At 34.5% G+C, this 17,360-nt stretch carries 19 protein-coding genes; 10 read left to right on the top strand and 9 right to left on the bottom strand.

Annotation, left to right across the window (positions count from 1 at the left end; all coding sequences use genetic code 11):
• Positions 1 to 50: 50 nt before the first annotated feature.
• On the top strand, positions 51 to 209 hold the full coding sequence (locus I3217_RS04630; RefSeq protein ID WP_435048577.1) for a hypothetical protein: 159 nt from the start codon (positions 51 to 53) through the stop codon (positions 207 to 209).
• A 53-nt stretch (positions 210 to 262) separates the two neighbouring features.
• Positions 263 to 703, top strand: a complete 441-nt coding sequence (locus tag I3217_RS04625; RefSeq protein ID WP_435048576.1) for a hypothetical protein — start codon at positions 263 to 265, stop codon at positions 701 to 703.
• Between the two features lie 165 nt (positions 704 to 868).
• Here the strand turns inward: I3217_RS04625 and I3217_RS04620 are convergent, their stop codons facing one another.
• From I3217_RS04620 to I3217_RS04585, 8 genes are all read right to left on the bottom strand, one after another.
• Positions 869 to 1,870 (bottom strand): alpha/beta fold hydrolase, encoded by a 1,002-nt coding sequence (locus tag I3217_RS04620; RefSeq protein ID WP_435048575.1) that lies wholly within the window; start codon positions 1,868 to 1,870, stop codon positions 869 to 871.
• Positions 1,871 to 1,985: 115 nt separating this feature from the next.
• On the bottom strand, positions 1,986 to 3,002 hold the full coding sequence (locus I3217_RS04615; protein WP_435048574.1) for a YncE family protein: 1,017 nt from the start codon (positions 3,000 to 3,002) through the stop codon (positions 1,986 to 1,988).
• A gap of 10 nt (positions 3,003 to 3,012) precedes the next feature.
• Complete coding sequence (locus tag I3217_RS04610) at positions 3,013 to 3,555, bottom strand: O-methyltransferase (protein ID WP_435048800.1); 543 nt, start codon at positions 3,553 to 3,555, stop codon at positions 3,013 to 3,015.
• A 91-nt stretch (positions 3,556 to 3,646) separates the two neighbouring features.
• Complete coding sequence (locus tag I3217_RS04605) at positions 3,647 to 4,732, bottom strand: SMP-30/gluconolactonase/LRE family protein (RefSeq protein ID WP_435048573.1); 1,086 nt, start codon at positions 4,730 to 4,732, stop codon at positions 3,647 to 3,649.
• Between the two features lies 1 nt (position 4,733).
• Entirely contained in the window at positions 4,734 to 5,783 is a 1,050-nt protein-coding gene (locus I3217_RS04600) for an ankyrin repeat domain-containing protein (protein ID WP_435048572.1), read from the bottom strand.
• Positions 5,784 to 5,785: 2 nt separating this feature from the next.
• Positions 5,786 to 6,310 carry a hypothetical protein gene (locus I3217_RS04595; protein WP_435048571.1) on the bottom strand — a complete coding sequence of 175 codons (525 nt, stop codon included), beginning with the start codon at positions 6,308 to 6,310 and terminating at the stop codon, positions 5,786 to 5,788.
• Between the two features lie 7 nt (positions 6,311 to 6,317).
• The gene (locus I3217_RS04590; RefSeq protein ID WP_435048570.1) at positions 6,318 to 7,064 is read right to left on the bottom strand and encodes a type 1 glutamine amidotransferase domain-containing protein; all 747 of its coding nucleotides are present in this window, start codon (positions 7,062 to 7,064) and stop codon (positions 6,318 to 6,320) included.
• Between the two features lie 6 nt (positions 7,065 to 7,070).
• Complete coding sequence (locus I3217_RS04585; protein ID WP_435048569.1) at positions 7,071 to 7,673, bottom strand: NAD(P)H-dependent oxidoreductase; 603 nt, start codon at positions 7,671 to 7,673, stop codon at positions 7,071 to 7,073.
• Between the two features lie 85 nt (positions 7,674 to 7,758).
• Here I3217_RS04585 and I3217_RS04580 point away from each other — a divergent pair, with 85 nt between their 5' ends.
• The 6 genes from I3217_RS04580 (at position 7,759) to I3217_RS04555 (ending at position 12,997) form a co-directional block, all read left to right on the top strand.
• Complete coding sequence (locus tag I3217_RS04580; protein ID WP_435048568.1) at positions 7,759 to 8,124, top strand: winged helix-turn-helix transcriptional regulator; 366 nt, start codon at positions 7,759 to 7,761, stop codon at positions 8,122 to 8,124.
• A gap of 112 nt (positions 8,125 to 8,236) precedes the next feature.
• Positions 8,237 to 8,800, top strand: coding sequence for a helix-turn-helix domain-containing protein (locus I3217_RS04575; protein ID WP_435048567.1), 564 nt, complete (start codon positions 8,237 to 8,239; stop codon positions 8,798 to 8,800).
• 24 nt (positions 8,801 to 8,824) lie between these two features.
• A complete protein-coding gene (locus I3217_RS04570) occupies positions 8,825 to 9,697 on the top strand; it encodes an AraC family transcriptional regulator (RefSeq protein WP_435048566.1) in 873 nt (290 codons plus the stop codon).
• Between the two features lie 67 nt (positions 9,698 to 9,764).
• Positions 9,765 to 10,316 (top strand): cysteine hydrolase family protein, encoded by a 552-nt coding sequence (locus I3217_RS04565; protein WP_435048565.1) that lies wholly within the window; start codon positions 9,765 to 9,767, stop codon positions 10,314 to 10,316.
• A gap of 152 nt (positions 10,317 to 10,468) precedes the next feature.
• Positions 10,469 to 12,688 (top strand): heavy metal translocating P-type ATPase, encoded by a 2,220-nt coding sequence (locus I3217_RS04560; protein WP_435048799.1) that lies wholly within the window; start codon positions 10,469 to 10,471, stop codon positions 12,686 to 12,688.
• An 87-nt stretch (positions 12,689 to 12,775) separates the two neighbouring features.
• Positions 12,776 to 12,997 (top strand): heavy-metal-associated domain-containing protein, encoded by a 222-nt coding sequence (locus I3217_RS04555; RefSeq protein WP_435048564.1) that lies wholly within the window; start codon positions 12,776 to 12,778, stop codon positions 12,995 to 12,997.
• A 140-nt stretch (positions 12,998 to 13,137) separates the two neighbouring features.
• On the opposite strand, the gene I3217_RS04550 is transcribed toward I3217_RS04555, so the two are convergent.
• On the bottom strand, positions 13,138 to 14,934 hold the full coding sequence (locus I3217_RS04550) for an AMP-dependent synthetase/ligase (protein ID WP_435048563.1): 1,797 nt from the start codon (positions 14,932 to 14,934) through the stop codon (positions 13,138 to 13,140).
• 537 nt (positions 14,935 to 15,471) lie between these two features.
• On the opposite strand from I3217_RS04550, the gene I3217_RS04545 reads away from it, so the two are divergent.
• The gene (locus I3217_RS04545) at positions 15,472 to 16,425 is read left to right on the top strand and encodes a Fic family protein (RefSeq protein WP_435048562.1); all 954 of its coding nucleotides are present in this window, start codon (positions 15,472 to 15,474) and stop codon (positions 16,423 to 16,425) included.
• Between the two features lie 354 nt (positions 16,426 to 16,779).
• On the top strand, positions 16,780 to 17,360 hold a 581-nt coding region (locus tag I3217_RS04540), incomplete at its 3' end, for a leucine-rich repeat domain-containing protein (protein ID WP_435048561.1).

Raw genomic sequence — 17,360 nt, 5'->3', positions numbered from 1 at the left:
CTGAATTGTGGTGAGGAATATATACCAATACAGCACCTAAATTTCCAGGTTTGTTAGTTCAGGATGCATCTGAAACCAATGTCGATAAAGTAGATGTTTTAGGTACTAAAATTGAAAAACGACCTAAAAAGCGGTCAAAAAAAGAGCCGCTAATCACCGAAATTGATGCAGAAAAGGAACTTTTACGATCAATATTTAATATAGGCTAGACATTGGAAATATAAAATTATACGTCAATTAAACGTTTAATTTACGCTTAAATATGAAAAAACACGAGATTTGCCGTAATTGTGGCGAGGAATATATACCAAAACGTAGAGGAGTTCAAAAATATTGCAGCAACTCTTGTAGAAGTAGTAGCTGGCAACTGAAACAAAAGAAACCACAGAAGGAAACAAGTCTAAAACCTGTTAATCCACCAGTTGTTGTAGAAGAAGAAACAAAGGAAGCTAGTCCTGAAAAGCAGGGGATGTCTTTGGCAGGTGTGGGAAATAACATGGCAGGTAATCTTTCATACGACATGTTGAAATCTATGTTGACACCAACCGAGAATAAACCGGCTTCTAAAAAAGATATAGGAGAACTTAAAAACTTAATATTAGGAAGCAGATACCTACCAGTAAATAATGTGCCCAAAGATAAACATGGAAGATTAGCATTTTACGATGTTAACACAGGGAATGTAGTTTTTTTGAAGGCGTAAAATGGTATGGCCTTATTTTAGAGGAATACAATTTGTATTCATTTTGGTTTAAGACTCTGTTTATCCCGTAAAAATTAAAGATAAAAAAGAAAACGACGTTTGAAAAAACAAAAGTCGTTTTAAATGTTTTCGCTACGGAATAATCCTATTTTGAAATGCTTTAGATTACTTTTTCAAAAATTTTATTAATGGTTTAATAAAGCTTTCAAATTTTTCAATGTGGGGTAAGTGACCAACATTTTCTATTTCCACAAGTTCCGAATTAGGTATTTCTTTTTGGGTTTTCTTACCCAATTCGTTATAAAGACCCATAGTTTTTCGTACTTCTTCTGTAACCAAAGGCTTGCCTAAAGCAGTTCGGTCTCTAGTGCCGATAATGAGTAGTGTAGGCGCCGTAATGTTTTTGAACTCATATACCACGGGCTGCGTAAAAATCATATCATAGGTTAGGGCATTGTTCCAAGCTATGGAATTATAATCCGAGTTTAGCGTCCAACCGGCAAGTAGGTTTACCCATTGGTCGTATTCGGGTTTCCATTTATTATCATAATAACTGACTAATTGATACTTTTTTATGCCTTCATAACTTTTTTTAAGTTCGCTTTTATACCACCATTCTACAGGTTTGTACGGCACTTTTAACTTCCAATCTTCTAACCCGATTGGATTTTCTAAAATAAGTTTTTTTGTTGTTTGTGGATACATTAACGCGAAACGTGTAGCAAGCATGCCTCCCATAGAATGCCCTAAAATAGCTGTTTGTTCTATTCTCAAAGTATCCAATAACGTTTTGGTATTTATTGCTAACTGTTGGAAAGTATAGTGGAAATAGTCCGGTTTAGATGATTTTCCAAATCCTATTTGATCGGGTACAATAACTCGAAAACCTTCTTTTGTTAAAGCTTCGATGGTAGTTTTCCAATAGGCTCCATTGAAGTTCTTTCCATGTAACAAAACAATGTTTTTTCCATTGTAGTTCTCGGGTTTAATATCCATGTAAGCCATTTTTAAATCCTGATTTTGGATATGAAGATTCAATGAGGATACGGGGTAAGGATATTTGTAGTTTGCAAGTTCAATATCAAGCCACATAGGTTCATTGTTTTGTGCAAAGGAAAATTGTAAGGATACAAGAAGTGTAAATATTGATAATAGTGCTTTTTTCATCTTAGTTGTTGTTATGAGTCAATATAACCTGTTATATTATAACTTAAAAATTAGGGGTTGAAAGCGATTAAAATTAGTCCAATGGAAGTGATGGAATTATGCCACTTTTAACCTTTTATTTGATAGATGTTATACCATCAGGTCTTCCAATAGAAATTCGTTTAATTTCTTTTCTTGTGGTTAAATCAATTACTGCAATATAATTTTCAGGTGTGCAAGACACGAACATTCTATTACGTTCTTTATCCATAAAAATACCAGCACCACGACCAATATTTACTTTTTTCTCTAATTTGAGCGTTTGCATATTGTAGTATAATAAATCGCCTGTTTTAACGCTTACAATACAAACCGTTTTTCCGTCAGGGGTTATTTTTAAACGATGCAATCCTTCAACTTGGTTGTTAATATTAGCCTTTACTTTCTTTTTGTTTAAATCTACTATAATCACATGGCCATCGGGACGGGCGGTCCATAATTCATTTTCATCAGGAGTTACATCAAAACCTTCGGCACCAAAACCAACATCAATTAACGTTTGTCGCCATTCGTTTCTGGGTTTCGCATTTGCAGGTAAAACACCCGTTGGAGGCATGTAGGGAGGAATCTCTTTCTTTTCGTAAATGCTTAAGGTTCCAGACTCTACATTTGTGGTATAAAATCGTTTTTCATTTTTTGAAACGTGAAGCAGGTGCGTGAAATCTTGCCCGGTTCCAAAAGCTTCTTCAAAGTCATTTTTAACAAGGTCATATACTACAACCGCTTTTGCTCCTTGTGCAGTAAGCCATAATTTATTGTTTAAGAACACTAATCCATGTGGAATAAAGAATGGTTTGGTGTCAATGTTTTTTTCAAACTGAAGGGTTTTTAAATTAACAACCGCAATTTTATGTCCGTTATTTTTCAATTCAGGCTTGGTGATGTAAGCCATTGAACCATCTGAATTTGTAACGATTTCATGGGGATCTTCACCAACAGGAACAGACGTTAAAGAATCAAGGGTTTTATAATCGTAAATCACTAATTTTTGTTCTCCTTTTGACAGTGCTAAAATGTATTTGGTATTTTGACTTAAACATGATAACGAAAACGTTAAGAGTAATAGTAAATTAAGTTGTTTTAGGGGTTTCATTATTCTGGTTTTATTTAAGGTAGTAAGCTATTAATACCTTGTTTTCAAAAAGTAGTGTTACGTTAAAATCTTCAGAAGCTATCAAATAGTCAACAAAAGGTTTGGCGTCTTCTTTTTCAATGTTATCAGCATAAATTATAGCATTGCTGTTTAGTTTATGTTCAAGCATTTTGAAAACTTGTAAATAAAGATCTTTTGCGCCGTCTAAAAACAAAAAGTCAATAGGAGTGTCAATATTAGCAAGTGTTTTAGAGGCATCGCCAGGTAAAAAAGTAACATAATTATTTAAAGACGCTTTGGTTATATTCCTTTCAGCTTGAGCTATTTTATTGGGTTCTAATTCTGTTGTAATAACCTTCCCGTTGTTGTGTTTGACTGCTGCTGCCAAATAGATTGTTGAAATGCCAAAAGAACAACCAAATTCAATAATGTTTTTTGCTTTCGAATAGCTAATTAAAAAATGTAGCAGAGATCCTTCTTCAGGTGAAACCGACATGAATGCCGTTTTTCTAAGTCGATCATGTGTTTGTTCGCGTTCTGTCTTGTCGGAAATACTATCAAGAATGGCATAGCGCTCTTCATAGTTTTTGTCAGCTTCTTTATGAAGCGTTTCTAAGACATCTAAAATATGTGGTTCCTTAATGCTAATCAGTTGTTTCGTTAATTTTTAATTTGATTATTTTATAAGGCCCTTTTCTGAAAGCTTCACCATTATGAAAACGTGGTTCTTCGTCAATGCGGGATAAACTGATGTATAGCCAACCATTTGTCGATACATGATAGCTGTCTGGCCAGGCTAAATCTTCATTTGCAGGAAGAACAGTTTCTGTTTCTAAGGATGGTGTAATACGGATTAAAGCTCTTTTTTCAAGATCTCCAAGGTATAAATTTCCCTTTTTGTCAAAAGCCATACCATCGGTTGTGGTAAAATGCCCTAAAAATTCTACTTTTTGTAATAATTCATTCTCTGTTAAAGTAGGATTGTTTAAATCGGTTGTCGCTATTCTGAATAATTTAGTATCTGTTAAGGATTTAAAATAGAGTTGGGATGCATCTGGATTTAATGCAATTCCATCGGAATGTACGTGAAAAGGCTTACCGTGACTCAATAGATCTTGACCATTTCGTTTCATTATATAAGACGTGTCTGCTTTGGTAACGTTACTTCCTAATAATACCTGTCTCATGTTACCCGATTTGAGATTTACAATAACAATTCCGCCTTCGCCAGAGTTGGTTAAGTATGCGATTTGTTTTTTAGTATCAATTCTAATATCATTTGCATAACTACGAGCACTTAATGTAGGGTATAGCGGATATACTCTTTCTACTTTGTTACTTTTGAGGTTTATTTTTACCAGTTTTTGACCTTTATCATTTCCGTCAGCATTTTTGGCATAACCCGCATCAACAATCCACATGGTATTTTGGTCATCAATTACCACTGCTTGTACGCATAGAAAATGGTTTTGTTTATCACCTCCTTTTTCGACATCCCATTCATTCCATGCTTTATTTGGAAATGGTTTAACGGTATTATTTTTGCCAATTTCTACTAAAGCGTGTTTATATGTAGTGCTCCATCGTGGATAATTTGTGAAGACACGACCTGATTTGGAAACAGCAACGCCAGTTAGCTGATAGGTGTTATCTTCAAAAATTGTTTCAGTCGATTGTGCGTTTGAAAATATTGTGAAGACATATATAATAAATGAGATGTATTTTTTCATATTATTTGTTACTGTGGTTTTCTAAAAGTTTTTGAATTTCAAAATAGTTATATTTTTTTGCTAAATCAAGAGGCGTATTACCATCTAAACCTTTTAAATCCCAACGCGCTCCATTTTCAAGTAGTATTTTTGCGGCTTCATAATGTCCGTGCCAAACAGCATCATGTAAAGCGGTATAACCATTGTATGGTCCTTGTGCATCTAATTCAGCTCCGGCATCAATTAGCATTTTAATGTTTTGGGCATGACCATTATATCCGGATTTATGTAATACGGTCGATTTCATAATCCAATCAACAATTCTGGGATTAGCGCCTGCATTTAGCAATACTTCCAATACATCATCTCGACCTAATTGAGCAGCATATAGTATAGGAGTAGCCCCTTTAGGCGCATCGTCTATAGTGAACTTAGCTTTTTCGTTAATATCTAAACCTTCTGAAATTAGTGTTTTAATAGTTTTAAGATCATCTTTTTTGATTGCCTTAAAAATTTGATCATTAGCAATATAAGTTTCAGATTGTTTTATGTAATTCTCCAGTATATTGACAATGTCTTCATCTCCCACTTTTCTTGCAAGGTCGAGAGGAGTAATGACACCTCTTGCCTTCATTTGCCAGTCTGCACCTTGTTCTAAAAGGTATTGTACCATACTTGGGTTACGGTGCCAAACAGCAACATACAAAGGTGTGTTTCCATTTGTAGCTGAAACAAGATTTAGAAATGCACCATGTTTTATTAACACATCGGCAACAGGCACTACACCACTTTCAGCTGCAAAATGCAATGGTGTTGCTCCCATTCTTGTGTCAAGCAGATTAATATCTGCACTAGCGGTAAGTAAAAGTTCCGTCATTTGGTAGTTTCCTAAACCGGCGGACAACATAAGGGGTGTGTAACCTAAAGCATTTCGCTCGTTAACATTTGCTCCATTTTCTAATAATCTTGAAGCCTCCGTTAAATTGTTTTCTTTTACTGCATTACATAGTTCTGTAGCCTGAATTTGAAATGCCATAAATAAGAACAAAAATGTATAAAGGTATTTGTTCATTTTTATAGGTTTAATATGTTTTGTTTTGAAGCTTTTACGAGTCCGTCTAACCAATCTTGATGTCCATTTATCATCGGGTTTGGCTTAGTGTTAGCCAATTCGATGGCTGGTTTTCCAATCTGGCTTTCTTGGGTTAAAATACGAACTCTACCTCCGGGTAAATCTTCAATTAACCAAGCATGGATAACATCTAAACGCGTTTCTTCATCACCTTCCGCCCATCCGTGCCAAGCTAAGCGAGCTTCTTCGTTTTCATTTGGCGGAACACATTCGGTAACTTCTGCTTCAATTGGAAAACCAAAGGTTTTGAAACGGAAGCGTAGATCTATTTCTAATATTTTTTTGGCTTTATCAACAAATTCGATATCAGATGAATTTGGATAATACTCTGGCCAGGCGAATGGATCAACTAAATATTTCCATACTTCTTCGGTTGATAAACCAGCCACAATAACTTCATTTGAACAGTAATTATCTGTGGTTCCGGGAGTATATTTTTCAGGCCAAATAATTGCATTTTGTTTCATAACTCAATTATTTTAGGATTTCTAAAATGGCTTCACCAACTTCAGTTGCTGATTGTGGGTTTTGTCCAGTTACTAATCGTTGATCAGATACGACGTGTACTTGCCAAGGTTCAGATTTTTCATAAATACCGCCGTGTTCTTTTAATTGGTCTTCCAATAAAAAGGGAACCACTTTGGTTAAACCTACCAATTCTTCTTCTTCATTAGTGAAACCGTTTACTTTTTTACCATCAATCAGGTATTTTCCATCGCTTAATTTGATATTTACAATTCCTGCTGGACCATGACAAACGGCTCCAACAACACCGTTGGCTTCATAAATATTAGCAGCAATTTCAGCAATAGCTGTATCATTTGGTAAATCCCACATAGCACCATGTCCGCCTGCGTAGTAAATCGCTAGATAATCTGATGGAGTTACATCTGATGGTTTCATACTGTTTGAAATTTTGTTTTGGTAAAGTTCATTCTCCCAAAATTCTTTGTTTACTGGGTCTTTTAAATCGAATCCGTCTACAGGGGGTGTACCACCTTTTGGACTTACAAAGTCAATTTCATAGCCTGCTTCAGTAAGAACTTTCCATGGGTGGGCTACTTCGCTTAAATAATAACCGGTAGCATCACCGTTTGCTTTTTTGTCATGGCTTGTAACCACGAATAAAATTTTCTTTTTCATATGTTTTGAATTTTGTTGTGAAAATGCTGAGACACTTACTAATAGACATAATAGTAAGCTGTTTATTTTAGTTTTCATGTTTATTTATGATTTTAATGATTGATTTAAATGTTCCAGATAGTTTGTTTTTAAAAGCTCAAGTCTGGCCTCGTCCATGTTTTTTTCAACATCGTGAAAATGGAAACTTTCTAAAGCCGACATGCCACAGAAGGCATTCATTTTGTGGAATGGAAATAAAACGCCATCATCTACACTACGACCTTCAAAAAATTCTTCAGGAATTGTAAAAGCCGTTGCCGGGGCATTCCATGTGGTTGTTACCATATATTTAGTATCCTGCATTAAGCCTCCGGTACCATAGTTTCGCTCAGGATTATCTGCTTTACGACCATCACTGTAATACATGCCTTTGCGGTGTCCTGCGGTTAATACGTGATCTAAGTAAGATTTTAAAGAAAACGGGATATACATCCACCAAATGGGAAAATGGTAAATTACGACATCTGCCCATATAAATTTATCGACTTCATTTTCTGTATCATAGGGTTCTTCCAAATTGGTGATTTTTAACTCGAAATCATTTTCAGAGGTGAAAAAACTCTTATCCCATTCAACAATTGTTTTGTTTAGGTTGCCTCCTGAATGCGCAAATTTCTTACCGCCATCAATTATAAATACCTTCTTCATTTTTGTACTATAAAAATTATAGTTGCAAAATTAAATATAGTGTATTAGTTTTGCAATACCTATCATAAATGATAGGCTTAACTTTATGGGAAAGAATGTAAAAGTAAATGGTAAAGTTTATGCTTGTACCATTAGTCTTGCGATGGACATCATAGGCGGAAAATGGAAATCTGTAATTTTATTTCATTTGAAAGATAGAGAGAAACGGTATAGTGAATTAAGAAAAGAAATTCCAGCCATAACTGAAATGACTTTGAGTTTGCAACTAAAGCAACTTGAAGAAAACGGTCTTGTTTCAAGAGTTGTTTATGGCGACAAGCCTCCAATTAAAGTTTTGTATAGCCTAACCGATTTTGGAACAACTTTTTTACCAGCACTTGAAGCCATTGACGAATGGGGTAAATTGGTTGCAAATGAAAAGGGGCGATTTGTAGAGTCGGTCTCCAATTAAATATATATCGAAGACCATTTAACTATATTTTGAAATAGAAGGGAGTGATACTTTCTGTTGTAACACTTGTTGCAAATTAAAAACTGGTTAAATTGGAGTTATTCAGGAAAACATGACGAAATTATTTATCAAAAACATGGTTTGCAACCGCTGTATTATGGTGGTACAAAACGAATTGGACAAATTAGGATTTAAAGTAGTAAACATCAACCTTGGTGAGGTAGCTCTTGAAAACGAACCTACGTTGGAAGAAAAGAAAAGATTGGATAAAGCTTTAATTCAATTAGGTTTTGAAATCATTGACGATAAAAAAAGCCTTATCATTGAAAAAATAAAGAACACAATAATTAGCCTTGTACATCATCAAGACAATGAATTAAAAATTAACCTTTCAGAAGAATTAAGTAGCAAAATACATCACGATTACAATTATTTATCCAATTTGTTTTCAGAGGTTGAAGGTATCACTATCGAAAAATATTTCATCGCTCAAAAAATAGAAAAGGTAAAAGAACTGTTGGTATACGATGAACTTTCGTTAAGTGAAATCGCTCTTCGTTTGAACTATTCAAGTGCAGCCTATTTAAGTAATCAATTCAAAAAAGTTACAGGCTTAACACCAAGTCATTTTAAGAAAATAAAGGAGGACAAAAGAAAACCTCTAGATAAAGTATAGCGTAATATAATATACAATAGCTATATGGAAACACTGAAATTTCATAAAACGGAATGTGGAGTTGATTTTCTTCTAAATGTTTTATCCGCCGAAGAACTCAAAGGATATTATTTAAAACGGGAAGTGTTTAATACCGATTTTTTTGAAATTATCTTTATTAAGAAAGGCGAAGGTCATCTTGTCTTAAATTACAAAAAAATAGAGATAAAAGATAACAGCATTATCTTTATTTCTCCTTTTGAGAAACGGCAGTGGTATTTTAAAACAGAAAATCCTGAGTTTACGATGTTAGCATTTCAGGAGGATTTCTTAAATGATTTTTTTTCAGACAAGTTGTTTACGTACCGTCTGTTGTATTTTTATCAATTTGAGTACGCTCTCAATATGCAAGTTAACAAATCAGTTACAGACTTCTATTGTGCACTGCTTTCTGAAATGAAGACAGAACTTCTTAAAACAAAAGCAGACAGTGGGCATATTATCAGGTCTTTAATCTACTATTTGTTACAAAAGCTGAACAGGGAATATGCAGAAGAACATCATTTAGCTCTGGAAAAAGAAGGGAATAATTATGCTTTTCAATTTAGGAAGCTAATCGAAATTCATTTTTCGAGTAAACATCGCATCAATGATTATCTGGATATGCTTAAAGTAAGTAGAATAACGTTAAATAAAGCAGTAAAGGAGCAATTTAATGTTACAGCTACATACTTACTAAAGCAACGATTACTCATTGAAATTAAAAATTATCTTATTCATTCTGAACTAACTGTCGGAGAAATTGCATACAAACTTAATTTTTCCGAGCCTAATCATCTCATGCGTTTCTTTAAAAAACAAACAGGAATGACAACGACAGAATTTTTGGCAGATTATCAAAATGGTACCTATTCGTAATGGTTTGGTAGGATATGATTATTGGTGGCATAGTAATTTTGCATTGTAACTTAAAAAAGCAATTAAGATGAGTAAACAAGCATTGATTGTCATTGACATCCAGAATGATTATTTTGAAAATGGTGGCATACCATTGGTAAACCCAGTTGAGGCAAGCTTAAAGGCTGGTGAAATAATTGAGCATTTCAGATCTAAAAATTTACCGATCGCGCATATACAACATGTGTCTTCAAATCCTGAATTGATGCCTATTATGGTTGAGGGGACAAACGGTGTTGAAATACACGATAACGTGAAACCTCTTGACGGGGAAAAAGTCTTTCAGAAACATTACCCAAATAGTTTTAGGGAAACAGGTCTTTTGGATTATCTAAAAGAAAATGATGTAACAGAATTGGTTATTACCGGAATGATGACCCATATGTGTATTGATGCCACTACGAGAGCAGCATTCGACTTTGAATATAAATGTACAGTAATTCACGATGCCTGTGCTTCTCGTGACCTCGAAATCAACGGAAAAACTGTAAAAGCCGAAGATGTTCATCATGCATTTCTTGCTGCACTCGAATTCTTTTATGCAGAAATAAAAAGTACGGAAGAATTTTTATCAGCTTAATGTTGTCAGGCGTAGAAAAAATGGTCAGGTTATATCAAAATTTAACCTGACTTTTTTATTCTGTAAATCTTACAAATCAATTCCAAAATTCTACAATAATAAGCTTCGTTTAAGTTGCCAACTTTGCATTGTTTAATTAAAACAATAGAATGATGGCAACGACTAATCAAAATACAATTACACAAACATTCCCGGTATTGGGAATGAGTTGTGCCTCCTGTGCAAGCAGTGCTGAAAGTATTGTTACACACGAAAATGGGGTGGTGAATGCTTCAGTTAATTTTGCCACAGGAAATCTTACAGTTGAATATATTACCTCTGTTACAAATGCTGAAATACTTCAAAAAGCGGTTCAATCTGTTGGATATGACCTATTGGTTGAAGACGTAACGAAACAACAAGATACTTTAGAGGAAATTCACGAAAAGAGATTCCGAGAACTTAAAATTAAAACGATTTGGGCAGTGATACTTTCGTTGCCTGTCGTGATTATTGGTATGTTCTTTATGAATATGCCTTATGCCAATGAAATAATGTGGATTTTTTCTACACCTGTGGTCGTTTGGATTGGCAGAGATTTCTATTTAAATGCATGGAAGCAGGCAAAACACAAATCTGCCAATATGGATACCTTAGTAGCATTGAGTGTGAGCATTGCTTATTTATTCAGTGTTTTTAATATGTTCTTTTCTGATTTTTGGCTTCAAAGAGAATTACAAGCACATGTCTATTTTGAAGCATCATCAGCAATTATTGCGTTCATTTTGTTGGGCAAATTGCTGGAAGAAAAAGCCAAGGGCAACACTTCGTCGGCCATTAAAAAACTCATGGGCTTACAACCCAAAACAGTTACTGTGATATTTGCAGATGGAACAGAAAAATTGACCAACATTGAAGATGTGAAAACCGGAGATGTTATTCTGGTAAAATCAGGTGAAAAAATTGCAGTCGATGGTATCGTAACTTCCGGAAATTCATACGTGGATGAAAGTATGCTTAGTGGAGAATCAGTGCCTGTTTTGAAAAATGAAGACGAAAAGGTATTCGCCGGAACCATCAACCAAAAAGGCAGTTTCCAATTTAAAGCTGTTAAGGTTGGTAAAGAAACGGTTCTTGCTCAAATCATAAAAACAGTACAAGATGCACAAGCCAGCAAAGCACCAGTACAAAAATTAGTAGATAAAATTGCAGGCGTTTTTGTTCCCGTTGTGATAGGTATTGCTGTTCTAACGTTTATATTGTGGTTTATACTTGGTGGTGATACTGGTATTGTACATGGTTTACTTGCAGCTGTTACTGTATTGGTTATTGCCTGTCCTTGTGCTTTAGGATTGGCTACTCCAACAGCTATAATAGTTGGTGTTGGCAAAGGAGCTGAAAAGGGGATTTTAATTAAAGATGCTATAAGTCTGGAATTGGCAAAAAAAATAAATGCTATTGTTTTAGACAAAACCGGAACTATTACAGAAGGTAAACCAAGAGTAACTGATATCCGATGGCAAAATGATGACGATGCAGCTAAAAACATTTTAGTAAGCATCGAAAAAAAATCGGAACATCCGTTGGCCGAAGCGGTTGTAAAACATTTCACAGAAATTGCCAACACTACTATATCACAATTCGAAAGCTTAACCGGTAAAGGAGCCAGAGCCAATTACAACGATGAAACCTACTTTGTCGGCAACAAAAAACTGTTGGCAGAACACAATATCGAAATTACAAAAGAGTTACAACAATTCGCTCAAGAATGGGGCTTACAGTCGAAAACTATTATTTGGTTTGCTAACAGTAAACAGGCACTTGCAGTAATTGCTATATCAGATAAAATCAAAGAAACTTCAATACAGGCAGTAAATGAAATACAGGAAATGGGTATTGACGTTTATATGCTTACGGGCGATAATGAAGCTACTGCTAAAGCTATTGCTAAACAAGCAGGTATTAAGCATTATAAATCAGAAGTATTACCTCTGCAAAAAGCCGATTTTGTAAGAGAACTGCAAAGAAAGGGTAAAGTGGTTGCCATGGTAGGTGACGGTATTAATGACAGTACGGCTTTGGCAACAGCTGATGTAAGTATTGCGATGGGCAAAGGTTCTGACATAGCCATGGATGTGGCAAAAATGACCATTATTTCATCAGACCTTACCAAAATACCGCAGGCTATCAGACTGTCAAAACAGACGGTTGCCACCATTAAGCAAAACCTGTTTTGGGCGTTTATCTATAACCTAATCGGAATTCCAATTGCTGCAGGTGTGCTTTATTCAATCAACGGATTTCTACTAAACCCTATGATTGCAGGAGCCGCCATGGCAATGAGTAGTGTAAGTGTAGTAAGTAACAGCTTGCGGTTAAAATGGAAAAAGTAAATCATATAAATCGGAACCAGAATCCCGAATCAAGCGAATCAAGAGTCAAAAGGAACTTTGTATCATATAAATAAAAAAAGAACAAAAATGGAAAATCAAGAATTGAAATTCAAAACCAACCTTAATTGTGGAGGTTGTGTATCAAAAGTACAAGCAGATTTAGATAATGCTGAAGGCATTTGTCATTGGAATGTAGATATTGCAAATGAGGATAAAATCCTAACGGTAAGCTCTAAGGGAATTACAGAAAATGAAGTAATAGGCATTATTAATAGAAAGGGATTTAATATTACACCTTTAACTACTTAATATTACACCTTCTCGGTGGTATATGAAATTGTCTAACAACAATATTCATATACCTCTATTAATTCAATTAGACAACCATTAGACTATAGAGAATGGGGAATGTAGCCTTACCTAAAAGTAGGACAGTTTAAAAATCAAATCTATTCCTTATACATTTTATCAATAAGCTCTTTATATTTCTGTTGAATAACTTTTCGCTTTAATTTTAAAGTGGCTGTAATTTCTCCAGTCTCTATGCTAAATTCCTTAGGTAGCAGTGTAAATTTTTTAATTTTTTCGAATTTAGAAAATTCCTTTTGAAGCTCTTCAAAGCGTTTTTCGAACAGTTCAATAATCTGATTGTGGCTGATTAAATCTTCAATATCCTTAAAATTGATTTTATGCTCTAAGGCATATTTTTTCAGGTTTTCAAAACTAGGTACCGCTAATGCGGTTACGTATTTTTGCTCATCGCCAATCACGGCTATTTGTTCAATTAAGGAATCGGTAATTAAAGCATTTTCTAATTTTTGAGGAGCGATGTATTTTCCACCGGAAGTTTTCATTAAATCTTTAATGCGGTCTGTAATGGTTAAATTACCATGTTGATCTATAGTCCCTGCGTCTCCAGTTTTAAACCAACCAGCTTCAAAAACTTCAGCAGTCTCTTTAGGTTTTTTGTAATATCCGCGCATAACCCCAGGGCCTTTTATTAATATTTCATTGTTTGCACCAATTTTAATTTCTGTGCCGTGTAATGGTTTTCCTGCGGAACGAAATTCAAATTGTGTATCGCCAAATAGCGATACTGTGGCTGTAGTTTCGGTTAAGCCATAGCCGCATTTTATATTGAGTCCAAACGAATGGAAAAAGGAAACCAGGTCTGCTGCTAATGGGGCACCACCGCAAGGCATAAATTTAATACGACCACCAAATAACGCCCGAAGTTTGCTTAAAACCAGTTTGTCTGCGATTTTGTATTTTAGCTTTAAAGAAAGTGGGATGGTTTTTTCTAATCTTTTATGCTTGTTGTAGTAGTTATTACCAATGCCTAATGCCCAGCTGGCTAGTTTCATTTTAGCCGGAGAAGCTTCTTGTCTTTTATCTTGAATGGCCGAAAAGATTTTTTCGAATATACGCGGTACCGTACACATTACTGTTGGTTTTACTTCTTTTAAAACATCGGCAATTTTTTTAGGATCCTGATTAAAGTAAACTGAAACACCGTTTTTTAAACAAAAGAATACCCAACTACGCTCGTAAATATGGCTAAGAGGTAAAAAACTTAAGGATACATCGGTTTCGTCTATATTCAATTCGTAATCGTGAGCAGCTAAAGCACCTCCAAAATTATGGTAATCTAGCATAACACCTTTAGGTTCGCCTGTGGTACCGGAGGTGTAAATGATGCTGGCAAGATCTTCAAAATTACGATCTGTAAATCGTTTTTCTAGTTCCGAATCGATGGTTTTTGAGGCAGGGAAAACTATAAAATCTTCCAGATAAATAGACGAGTCAGAAACCTGTAGATTAATAGTTGTGTCTAAAGCGACAATTAATTTAAGGTAGTCGGAGGATTTTAAAATCTCGAAAGCTTTGTCGTATTCATTCTGATTGCCAACAAATATCAGGCTTACTTGGGCATCGTTGATAACGTATTCAACTTCTTTTTGAGAATTGGTAGCGTAAATAGGGATACTAACAGCTCTAGCTCGCATAATGGCACTATCGGCAATAATCCAATTTGGACTGTTTTCAGAAAATATAGCGATATTTTGCTGAGGTGAAATACCAAAATTCAGGAGTGCTTTGGCTAAAGATTCAATGCGCGCTTCAAAATCTAACCAAGAAATACCTTCCCAAGAATTACGCTCGTTATTTTTAAAATAAACAGCGTTTTTAGTTTTAAATCGCTGACTGTTTTCTTTTATCTCTACTGTTAAATGTTTGTAATTCATTGCGCAACTATTGGTTCCAATTAAATTAAGCTTAGCCCTAAATTTAAGTATGCAAAGGTACGGATAATTGTAGATTTAAAGTTTAATTTATAAGCTTTAGATTTTAACGGTATCGTGTTTTAAATGGGAGGGAAGTTGCGGAGGATATATTTCTAAGCGTCTGTTGTTTCCTTGCTGTGGATAGGGCGGACAATGAGAACCAAATACGGCCGAAATAATGATCCAGTCTCATTGTTGATGTAAAGGGAGATTTAATTGGGATTGAGTACGGTATTACTATGCTCAAAATTTTCCGCTGTTAGTGGCTCATTATTGCCGTTTTTTGCACGCTTACACAAAGCCGTTACCAGCAAGCAAAAGAGACGACCGAGCAACGAATAATGGTAGTATTTAATGCAAAATAAGCAACGTTTAATTTTGATTTGCGTCGAATAAAGGTTATGCTGTTTTTTGCACCCAATTAAAAAATTCCGTTTCATTACATAATTAAATTTAAATGATTGTATATTTGATAGTATCAAATGATAGTATCACGAAATGAAACCTCCTTACGAAATAACGTCATCCGTTTTAAAATTAATAACCTCTATTTCAGAAAAAATAGGAGAAGTTAATGCCAACTTATTAAACAGACCTTCACCGAAATTGAGAAAGCAGAATAGAATTAAAACTATTCATTCTTCATTAAAAATAGAAGGTAACACACTTACAGAAGAACAAATAACAGCACTTCTTGAAAACAAAAAAGTTATTGGTCCTAAAAAGGATGTACTTGAAGTTTTAAATGCAATTAAAATCTATGAAAATTTAGAAGCATATAATCCTACTAATGAAAAATCCTTTCTAAAAGCACATCAAAACTTAATGGAAGGTCTAATTGAAAATTCTGGAAAATATAGAAATCAAAGTGTAGGAATTGTAAAAGGATCTAAAGTTGAGCATTTAGCACCACCATTTGAAAATGTTCCATACTTAATGAAAGACCTTTTTGAATATTTAAAAAAGTCTGATGAAATTGAATTAATTAAAAGTTGTGTTTTTCATTACGAAATGGAATTTATACATCCATTTTTGGATGGAAATGGCAGAATGGGTCGATTGTGGCAAACTTTAATTTTAATGGAAAAATATCCAATCTTTGAGTTTTTGCCCTTTGAAACTTTAATTAGTAACGACCAAGAAAAATATTATAACGCCTTGGCCGAAAGTGATAAATCTGGAAAATCAACTAAGTTTATTGAATATATGCTAAACGTAATTGACATCTCTTTAAGTGAATTATTAGATTTCAATAATAGAACTTTAAATGAAAACGACAGATTAGAATATTTTGTGTCTTTAAATAAAGCTGAATTTACAAGAAAAGATTATATGGACATTTTTAAGGATATTTCTTCAGCAACAGCAAGTAGAGATTTAAAAAAAGGGGCTGAATTAGGTTTATTTGAAAAAACAGGAGAAAAAAGCAAAACAATGTATCGATTAAAATAACAGTGCACAATAACTAAGCGTTCATGTGTGGTCGGTACGGTCAAACATGAACGCTTAGTTATTGTGCACTGCTTTTATTTTTTCATTTATTCGGCCAAATTTCTTTTCTCCGAGTCCAGTTTTTTGTTACAAGTCCAGATATTCCAATGAATAGAAGTAGCACACCTACTACAATTATTGGTTAACTGTTTTTAACTCCAAAATACCCATTTAAGGGTATTTTTTCAAAAATTATGTTTCTTTAATTTTAACAATCTCACCCCAAGAAAAGGACAAACCTCTAGCTTCTTTAGCCCAAATCTTCATGTTTAACTTTTTGTGTTTGAATAATAATTTCATTCAAAATCAACCATAATGAAGAAAAATAACGTTCTATTAAAATTTTTATTTATTATATGGTGCACTCCTTTTTTTGCCCAAGCTCCTGTACCGTCAATTGAATACCAAACTCTGGTAGATTTCTATAATGCTACAGAGGGTGATAATTGGACAAACAAATGGAATATAAGCTCTAATAACTTACACTCTTCAGATTGGTACGGAATTGTTATTGAAAATGGCCATATAGTTGAGATTGCTTTGCGCAGCAACAGAATTGCAGGACCAATCCCGGCATCCTTCAGCAACCTAAAGCAACTCAGGAAACTGGATTTGTACGGCAATGACTTAATCACAACGGATTTAGAAAACATTTCAGGCTTGGAAAGTTTAGAGGAGTTGGATTTAGGTAATTGCAAGTTAGCTGGGACCATTCCCAATTCCTGGGGGCAATTGACTAAACTAAAATCATTGGTTTTGTATTATAATACTTTTGAAGGGGCTATATTTAATGAAATAGGCAACTTGACAGCTTTGGAAACTATAAATCTGTCATACAACAGTTTCACTTCCATCCCCTCGGCCATAGGAAAGTTATCGAGCCTAAAGACGCTTCG

The sequence above is a fragment of the Formosa sp. S-31 genome (assembly GCF_051172795.1).
GTDB lineage: Bacteria > Bacteroidota > Bacteroidia > Flavobacteriales > Flavobacteriaceae > Formosa.
This window is presented reverse-complemented; position numbering and strand designations above follow the sequence as displayed.

Coding starts and splice junctions, on each gene's coding strand:
- I3217_RS04625 (WP_435048576.1), top strand. CDS start 263: ATGAAAAAACACGAGATTTGCCGTAATTGTGGCGAGGAATATATACCA.
- I3217_RS04620 (WP_435048575.1), bottom strand. CDS start 1,870: ATGAAAAAAGCACTATTATCAATATTTACACTTCTTGTATCCTTACAA.
- I3217_RS04615 (WP_435048574.1), bottom strand. CDS start 3,002: ATGAAACCCCTAAAACAACTTAATTTACTATTACTCTTAACGTTTTCG.
- I3217_RS04605 (WP_435048573.1), bottom strand. CDS start 4,732: ATGAAAAAATACATCTCATTTATTATATATGTCTTCACAATATTTTCA.
- I3217_RS04600 (WP_435048572.1), bottom strand. CDS start 5,783: ATGAACAAATACCTTTATACATTTTTGTTCTTATTTATGGCATTTCAA.
- I3217_RS04595 (WP_435048571.1), bottom strand. CDS start 6,310: ATGAAACAAAATGCAATTATTTGGCCTGAAAAATATACTCCCGGAACC.
- I3217_RS04590 (WP_435048570.1), bottom strand. CDS start 7,064: ATGAAAACTAAAATAAACAGCTTACTATTATGTCTATTAGTAAGTGTC.
- I3217_RS04585 (WP_435048569.1), bottom strand. CDS start 7,673: ATGAAGAAGGTATTTATAATTGATGGCGGTAAGAAATTTGCGCATTCA.
- I3217_RS04580 (WP_435048568.1), top strand. CDS start 7,759: ATGGGAAAGAATGTAAAAGTAAATGGTAAAGTTTATGCTTGTACCATT.
- I3217_RS04575 (WP_435048567.1), top strand. CDS start 8,237: ATGACGAAATTATTTATCAAAAACATGGTTTGCAACCGCTGTATTATG.
- I3217_RS04570 (WP_435048566.1), top strand. CDS start 8,825: ATGGAAACACTGAAATTTCATAAAACGGAATGTGGAGTTGATTTTCTT.
- I3217_RS04565 (WP_435048565.1), top strand. CDS start 9,765: ATGAGTAAACAAGCATTGATTGTCATTGACATCCAGAATGATTATTTT.
- I3217_RS04560 (WP_435048799.1), top strand. CDS start 10,469: ATGGCAACGACTAATCAAAATACAATTACACAAACATTCCCGGTATTG.
- I3217_RS04555 (WP_435048564.1), top strand. CDS start 12,776: ATGGAAAATCAAGAATTGAAATTCAAAACCAACCTTAATTGTGGAGGT.
- I3217_RS04550 (WP_435048563.1), bottom strand. CDS start 14,934: ATGAATTACAAACATTTAACAGTAGAGATAAAAGAAAACAGTCAGCGA.
- I3217_RS04545 (WP_435048562.1), top strand. CDS start 15,472: ATGAAACCTCCTTACGAAATAACGTCATCCGTTTTAAAATTAATAACC.